Raw genomic sequence first — 7576 nt, 5'->3', positions numbered from 1 at the left:
CTGCCGGGCCGTTCGGCGCGGGCTGCCCCGACCGGCCCGGCTCGCTCACACCGCCGGCTCGGCGGCACCGCGCTGCGCCCACCGGGTCACCGGCACCATCGCCGCCCCCGCGGCGGCGAGGAGCAGCCCGGCCACCAGCCAGCCGACCGGCCCGTGGCCGATCACGCCGACCGCGATCAGCCCCGGCCCGGCCATCGCGGCCGCGGCCGTGCCCGCGTTGTAGACGCCCTGGTACGCGCCGGCCGCGCCGTCCCCCGCCAGGTCGTAGCTGAGCGCCCAGCTGCCGGCCTGGGTGAGCACCTCGCCGAGGGCCTCGACCACCATGCCGAGCACCAGCAGCACGGTGGCGGCCAGCGGCGACAGCCCGTGCGCCAGGCCGACCAGCACGCAGCCGGCCGCCAGCAGCAGCCCGCCGCGCAGGCAGACCCGGGCTGCTTTGCCGGGCCGTTCGGTGCCGCGGGTGGCCCGCACCTGGAAGAGCACCACCAGCACCGTGTTGATCGTCATCCCGGCCGCGACCAGGGCCCGCGGCGCGTGGGTGTCGCGGACGATCCACAGCGGCACGCCGACCTCCAGCAGCGCGAACTGCAGGGTGAGCACGGCGTTCAGCACCGTGACGGTGAGGAACGGCAGGTCGCGCAGCGCCGGGTTGCGCCGCTCGGCCCGGGTCAGGGCCGGGCTCGGCGCGGCCGCGGACGGGCGGTCCGGCAGGCGCAGCATCCAGAGCGCCACCACCGCGTAGCTGACCGAGTTGGCGAGCACCGTGAGGTTGTAGGCGAAGCGGGTGTCGACCTGCAGGGTCAGACCGGCCAGCGCGCCGCCGAGGCCCATCGCCACGTTGGTGACGGCCCGCAGGTAGGCGCGCCCGGCCACCCGCTGCTCGGCCGGCAGCACCTCGGCGTAGAGCGTGCTGCGGGCCGCCGCGACCCCGCGGTCCAGCGCGGTGACCGTGCAGGCCAGCAGCAGGAAGGCGGGCAGGCCGTGCAGCAGCGGGAAGCCGGCGCTGAGCACCGCCTCGACGGCCACCAGCGCGACCACCACCCGCTTGCTGCCGAACCGGTCGGCGGCCCGCCCGGCCGGGATGCTGGCCAGCACCCCGCACAGGCCGGCCACGGTGAGCACCAGACCGGTCTGGGTCACTCCGTAGCCGAGGATCCGGGTGAAGTAGAGGGCGCTGACGGTGAAGTAGAGCCCGTTGCCGAGCGCGTTGGCCAGAGTGGTCCAGGTCAGCAGGCACAGCACCGGGTCGGTGGGCAACAGGCTGCCGGGTCTGCGGAGGGCAGGGGTCGGCGGGGCGGCCGTGGTGGTGGTCGTCATGGCGCAAGCTCAGCGCGGCGGCGTACGGTGCGGACACTGATTTAGCCCTGGCCTCAATCAAAGGGTCGGTATGTACCGCTTTCACCTCGGCCTCCATGACCTGGCCGCGATCTCCTTCGCCTGGTCGCCGCTGCACGAGACGGTGCTCAGTCTGCGGATGTGGACCCATCCGGGCGCCTACCCGGCGCAGCAGCCCTGGTTCCGCCGGCTGCGTCCGCTGTTCGAGCAGTTGGAGGGACAGCAGCTGCTCCGCTCGCTGACCTCCAGCAACCGCTACGTGCCGGACTTCCTGACGCCCCGCCCGACCGGCCCGGCGCCGAGCTTCCGGGCCGAGCTGAGCGTGCTGCGGGCCACCGACCCGGCCACCCTACGAGCCGAACTGGAGCCCGCCTTCCTGCCGCACGACGGTGCCCTGCCGCCGCTGCTGGCCGAGGGGCTGGCCGAGCCCTCGCAGCTGCTGGAGCGGATCTGCCTGGCCCTGGAGGAGTACTGGGAGGAGTGCCTGGCCCCGCACTGGTGGCCGCGGGCCCGCTCGGTGCTGGAGGCCGACATCGTCTACCGGGCCCGGACGCTGGCGCAGCAGGGGGTGGCGGCGCTGCTCACCGAGCTGGACCGGAAGCTCGCCTGGTCCGACGGCGTGCTGACGATCGACCGCGACTTCGGCCGCCCCGGGCTCGAGGTGGACGTCGAGGTGAGCCAGCGCGGCCTGGTCTTCATCCCCACCTGCTTCGTGAGCGCGGTGAACACCTCGATCAGCGCGGACTTCCCGCCCTCGATCAGCTACCCGGCCCGCGGCCAGGGCACCATGGCCGGCGCGCTGGATCCGCCGGCCGGCCCGCGGGCGCTGGAGCAGCTGATCGGCGCGCCCCGGGCCCGGCTGCTGACCCTGCTGGACGAGCCGGTCTCCACCACCGAGCTGGCGCTGCGGCTCGGGGTGACCCCGGGCGCGGTCAGCCAGCAGCTGGCGGTGCTGCTGGCCAACCGGCTGGTGACCCGGGCCCGGCACGGCCGCTCGGTGCTCTACCTGCGCAGCCCGCTCGGCGCCGAACTGTGCACCCGATCGTGACGGGCGGTCACCCGGGCCACCGGCACCGGACCATCGCCCGGTCACCTGCGGCGGGCCGTCACCCGTGACGGACGGTCACCCGAGCCACCCCGGCCGGACCAGCCCGGCCTCGTAGGCGAGCACCACCAGCTGCGCCCGGTCCCGCGCGCCGAGCTTCACCATCGCGCGGCTGACGTGGGTCTTCGCGGTGAGCGGGCTGACCACCAGCCGGCGGGCGATCTCCTCGTTGGACAGGCCGAGCCCCACCAGGGTCAGCACCTCGCGCTCCCGCTCGGTCAGCCGCGACAGCGCCGGGTCCACCCCCTGCTCCGGGCTCTTGGAACGGGCGGCGAACTCGCCGATCAGCCGGCGGGTGACGCCCGGCGAGAGCAGCGCGTCGCCGGCCGCCACCACCCGCACCGCGCGCAGCAGGTCGGCCGGCTCGGTGTCCTTGACCAGGAACCCGGCGGCCCCGCCGCGCAGCGCCTCGAAGACGTACTCGTCGAGCTCGTAGGTGGTCAGCACCACCACCCTGACCGCGGCCAGCTCCGGGTCGGCGGTGATCCGCCGGGTGGCCGCCAGGCCGTCCAGGCCGGGCATCCGGATGTCCATCAGCACCACGTCGGGGCGCAGCTCGCCGGCCAGCCGGACCGCCGCCGCGCCGTCGTCGGCCTCGCCGACCACGCCGATGTCCGGCTGGGCGTCCAGCAGCGCCCGGAAGCCGGCCCGGACCAGCACCTGGTCGTCCGCCAGCAGCACCCTGATCATCCGTCACCCTCCCGGTGGTCGAAGGCTCCTGCGATGGGCAGCTCGGCCCGGACCTGGAAGCCGCCCGCCTGTGGTCCCGCCGCCAGTGTGCCGCCCAGCCCCTGGGTCCGCTCCCGCATCCCGGCCAGTCCGTTGCCGCCGCCGGCCGGGTCCCCGGCGTCCGGGGCGGCGGCGGGTCCCGGGTCGGTGACGGTGACGGCGAGGGCCGTCGGGTCCTGCCAGTCGAGCAGCACCTCGGCACGGCGGGCCGCCGAGTGCCGGATCACGTTGGTCAGCGCCTCCTGGACGATCCGGAAGGCGGCCAGGCCCACCCCGGTGGGCAGCGCCCGCGGTTCGCCCACGGTGCGCACGGTGACCGCCAGGCCGGCGTGCCGGGCCTGCTCGGCCAGCTCGGGCAGCCGGTCCAGGCCGGGGGTCGGGGTGCGCGGGGCGGCGGCGTCCGGGTCGCGCAGCGTGCCGAGCACCTGGCGGACCTCGCCGAGCGCCTCCTTGCTGGCCGCCTTGATGGTCACCAGCGCCTGCCGGGCCTGCTCGGGCCGGTCGTCGATCAGCTCCAGCGCCACCCCGGCCTGCAGGTGGATCAGCGAGATGCTGTGCGCCAGGATGTCGTGCAGCTCGCGGGCCATCCGCAGCCGCTCCTCGTCCACCCGTCGCCGGCGGGCCGCCTGCCGGGCCGCGTACCGGGCGGCGGCCTGCTCGTGCCGGAAGCGCAGCAGCTCGGCGACCGCGGCCAGCAGCAACGCCAGGGCCGTGACGCCGAACTCGGGCCAGAAGCCGAGCCCCTGGCCGGCCCCGCGCAGCCACCGGCGCGGCACCGCGAAGGCGAGCAGCAGGTGGCCGGCGTAGACGGCGAGCAGGCTGAGCACCGCGGCCCGGCGCCGGCCGCGCCGCACCGCGGCGCAGTAGGCGACCGCGAAGGCGGCGAAGAACGGGCCGTACGGGTAGCCGGCGGCCAGGTAGCCGAGAGTCACCGCGGCGGTGCCGACCACCACCGGGCCGGGGTGGCGCCGGCGCAGCAGGAGCAGCGCCGGGCCGAGCACCAGCAGCAGGTAGCCGAGCGGGTCCAGCGGCACCCGGTGCGGCGCCTGGTGCCGGGCCGCGCCCGCGCTGCCGACCAGTTGCAGCACGCAGACCAGCAGCGCGGAGGCCACCGGCGGCCCGCCGCGGTGCGCCCGCGCCCACGGCGACCCCCAAGCGGGGCCGCTGCCGGCGTCACGGCCGGGGCCGCTGCCGGGGTCGTGGGTGCCGCCGGTCGGGCTGGTACCGCCAACGCTCATGCCGCCCAACCTAGGCCAGCCGCACCCCGGCGGACGTCAGCCCGCCGGGGTGGTCACCCGTACTCCCGCCGGAGTACGCGACGACGCACGTGACGGCCGCGGCCCGCGCCCCGGGTGCCGCCGCCGGTCAGCGCGAGGCCAGCGCCGCCAGCCGCCGGGCGGCCCGGTACTGGCGCAGGATCTGCGCGAAGGTGAAGTGCCCCTGGGTGGTGCGGGCGAAGGCCCGCCAGGCCGGGTTGATCAGGCAGACCGCCAGGTGGAACAGGTGCGGGCGCCGCTCGAAGGCCGCCAGCATCACCTTCCCCGCGCGCATCTCCACGCCCAGGCCCGCCTTCACCGCGAACGCGTAGTTCAGCGCCTGCCGCCGCACGTCGCCGGGGGCGGCCGCCTCGGCCACCTGCACCGCCCACTCGCCGGCCAACCGGCCCGAGCGCAGCGCGTAGGAGATGCCCTCCCGGGTCCACGGCTCCAGCAGCCCGGCCGCGTCGCCGGCCACCAGCACCCGGCCGCGGGAGAGCGGCGAGTCCTCGGCCCGGCAGCGGGTGAGGTGGCCGGACTCGATGGCGGGGGTGAAGCCGGACAGGCCCAACCGCCGGATGTAGTCGGCCAGGTAGCGCTTGGTCAGCTCGCCGTCGCCGCGGGCGGAGATCACCCCGACGGTGAGGCTGCCGGAGTCGGTCTTCGGGAAGACCCACCCGTAGGAGCCGGGCAGCGGGCCCCAGTCCAGGTGGATCCGGCCCTCCCAGGCCCGGGCCACCCGCTCGGGCACCGGGATCTCCGCCTCCAGGCCCAGGTCGATCTGGTCGAACGTGACCCCGACGTGCCGGGCGATCCGGCTGGCGCTGCCGTCCGCGCCGACCACCGCGCGGGCCTGCACCGAACGCCCGTCGGCCAGCGTGACCGCCACCGTGCGGCGGTCGGCCCCGCCCTGCTGCTCGACGCCGGTCACGCTGACCCCGGTGACCAGCACCGCGCCGGCCTGCTCGGCCGCCTCGACCAGGCGCAGGTCGAACTCGTTGCGGTTGACCAGGCCGAAGAGCATCCGCTTGGAGCGCCGGGTGCGGGTGTACCGGCCGTTCAGTGCGAAGGTGACGGCGTGCACCCGGTCCTGGAACGGGATCTTGAAGTCGGGCGGCAGGCTGTCCCGGGACGGCCCGATGATCCCGCCGCCGCAGGTCTTGTAGCGCGGGTGCTCGGCCTTGTCCAGCAGCAGCACCCGGCGGCCCTGCACGGCGGCGGCGTGCGCGGCCGAGGCGCCCGCCGGCCCGGCCCCGACCACCACGACGTCCCAGACGCCGGCGAGCGGGTCGGGGAGCCCGGCCGCCGCCGCGGCGGCGTCGGGGTCAGCGACACCGGGGTCAGCGGCATCAGGGTCACGGGCCGCGAGCCCGTCCGGAGTCCCGGTGGGCAGGTCGACCTCGGCGGTACTGGCCTCTGGAGTGCTGGCGGAGTCTCTCACGTCGAGTCATCCTATGCCGCCCGGAGCAACCGCCGCCCGCGCCACCAGCACCGGTCCGTCGGTGGTGCGCCGGGCGGCCCCTATGCTCGTGCGCACCGGAGAACACAGCTTCGGACAGTTTCCACCCGTGCATCCGACCCCACCCGTGCACCGCTTCCCGCTCCGAAAGAGATCCGTCATGACCGATCAGTCGCCCGATCTCGCGGCCGCCGTCCGCGCCCTGATGCCCCGTGCCCAGCGCGAGCTGACCGAACTGGTCGCCTTCCCGTCGATCGCCGACCCCGAGCTGGGCCTGGAGCGGGAGTGCCGGGCCGCGGCCGAGTGGGTCGCCGACGCGCTGCGCGCCGAGGGCCTGACCGCCGTTCAGCTGCTCGACACCCCCGACGGCACCCAGTCCGTCTACGGCGAGCTGACCGGCGTGCCGGGCGCGCCCACCGTGCTGCTCTACTCGCACTACGACGTCCAGCCGCAGCTGGACGAGCAGTCCTGGACCAGCCCGCCGTTCGAGCTGACCGAGCGGGACGGGCGCTGGTACGGCCGCGGCGCGGCCGACTGCAAGGGCAACATCCTGATGCACCTGACCGCCCTGCGGGCCCTGCGCGAGGTCGGCGGCCCGCAGCTGCCGGTCAACCTCAAGGTGATCGTGGAGGGCTCCGAGGAGCAGGGCACCGGCGGCATGGAGCAGTACGCGCTGGCCCACCCCGAGCTGCTCACCGCGGACGCCATCGTGATCGGCGACGTCGGCAACTTCGCCGCCGGCCTGCCGACCGCCACCGCCTCGCTGCGCGGCATCACCGAGGTGAGCGTCGAGGTCCGCACGCTGGCCGGCAACCTGCACTCGGGGGCCTTCGGCGGTGCCGCCCCCGACGCGCTCGCCGCGCTGCTGAAGATCCTCGCCTCGCTCTACGACGAGCAGGGCGCGACCGCGATCAAGGACCTGCCCGCCGACCAGACCTGGCCGGGCGTCAGCTACCCCGAGGAGCGCTTCCGCGCCGACGCCAGAGTGCTGGACGGGGTGGAGCTGATCGGCACCGGCGGCGTCGCCGACCGGCTCTGGGCCCGCCCGGCCGTGACCGTGGTCGGCATCGACGTCCCCTCGGTGGTCGGCTCCACCTCCTCGGTGCAGTCCGCCGTCCGGGCCAAGGTCAGCCTGCGGGTGCCGCCGGGCATGTCGATCGAGACGGCCCAGGACGCGCTGGTCGCCCACCTGGAGCAGGCCGCCCCCTGGCAGGTCCAGCTGACCGTGACCCGGCTCTCCGGCGGCCACCCGTTCTCGGCCGAGACCTCCGGCCCGGCCTACGAGGCGCTCGGCGAGGCGATGCACGAGGCGTTCGGCACCGAGATGGTGGTGGCCGGCGAGGGCGGGTCGATCCCGCTCTGCAACACGCTGCGCACCCTCTACCCGAAGGCCGAGATCGTGCTGATCGGCGTCGAGGAGCCGACCACCCAGATCCACGCGGTGAACGAGAGCGTGGACCCGGCGGAGCTGGAGCGGATGGCCCTGGCCGAGGCGCTCTTCCTGCGGCGGTACGCGCAGACCTGGCGCGGCTGACGGCGGGGCGGGGAGCGCCCGTGCTCCCCGCCGGCCGGCGCGCGCCCGCCCGCCTGCCGTCACCCGGCCACGGGCGGGCGGTCAGCGGCGCGCCGACCTGCCGGCCCGTCGAGCAGCGCTCGACCACCCGCCGGCTCTGCCGGCCACGCCTACAAGCC

Annotated in this window: 6 protein-coding genes; 2 read left to right on the top strand and 4 right to left on the bottom strand. The window is 75.8% G+C overall.

Annotation, left to right across the window (positions count from 1 at the left end; all coding sequences use genetic code 11):
- Positions 1–45 precede the first annotated feature (45 nt).
- On the bottom strand, positions 46–1317 hold the full coding sequence (locus ACQRUO_RS37760; RefSeq protein ID WP_428320704.1) for an MFS transporter: 1272 nt from the start codon (positions 1315–1317) through the stop codon (positions 46–48).
- Between the two features lie 70 nt (positions 1318–1387).
- Here ACQRUO_RS37760 and ACQRUO_RS37755 point away from each other — a divergent pair, with 70 nt between their 5' ends.
- Positions 1388–2383, top strand: a complete 996-nt coding sequence (locus tag ACQRUO_RS37755) for an ArsR/SmtB family transcription factor (protein ID WP_428320703.1) — start codon at positions 1388–1390, stop codon at positions 2381–2383.
- 75 nt (positions 2384–2458) lie between these two features.
- Here the strand turns inward: ACQRUO_RS37755 and ACQRUO_RS37750 are convergent, their stop codons facing one another.
- The 3 genes from ACQRUO_RS37750 to ACQRUO_RS37740 form a co-directional block, all read right to left on the bottom strand.
- Positions 2459–3130, bottom strand: coding sequence for a response regulator (locus tag ACQRUO_RS37750; protein ID WP_428320702.1), 672 nt, complete (start codon positions 3128–3130; stop codon positions 2459–2461).
- Positions 3127–4407: a sensor histidine kinase gene (locus ACQRUO_RS37745; RefSeq protein ID WP_428320701.1), complete on the bottom strand. Its 1281-nt coding sequence runs from the start codon at positions 4405–4407 to the stop codon at positions 3127–3129. Before ACQRUO_RS37745 ends, ACQRUO_RS37750 begins: the two co-directional genes overlap by 4 nt.
- A 127-nt stretch (positions 4408–4534) precedes the next feature.
- The gene (locus ACQRUO_RS37740; RefSeq protein ID WP_428320705.1) at positions 4535–5689 is read right to left on the bottom strand and encodes a geranylgeranyl reductase family protein; all 1155 of its coding nucleotides are present in this window, start codon (positions 5687–5689) and stop codon (positions 4535–4537) included.
- A 355-nt stretch (positions 5690–6044) separates the two neighbouring features.
- Between ACQRUO_RS37740 and ACQRUO_RS37735 the strand changes: the two genes are divergently transcribed.
- The gene (locus tag ACQRUO_RS37735) at positions 6045–7418 is read left to right on the top strand and encodes a dipeptidase (RefSeq protein WP_428320700.1); all 1374 of its coding nucleotides are present in this window, start codon (positions 6045–6047) and stop codon (positions 7416–7418) included.
- Positions 7419–7576: the final 158 nt, after the last annotated feature.

This window comes from Kitasatospora sp. LaBMicrA B282, assembly GCF_050325825.1.
Lineage (GTDB): Bacteria > Actinomycetota > Actinomycetes > Streptomycetales > Streptomycetaceae > Kitasatospora.
The sequence above is the reverse complement of the archived record's forward strand: the minus strand, read 5'-3'. Positions and strand labels throughout refer to the sequence as shown.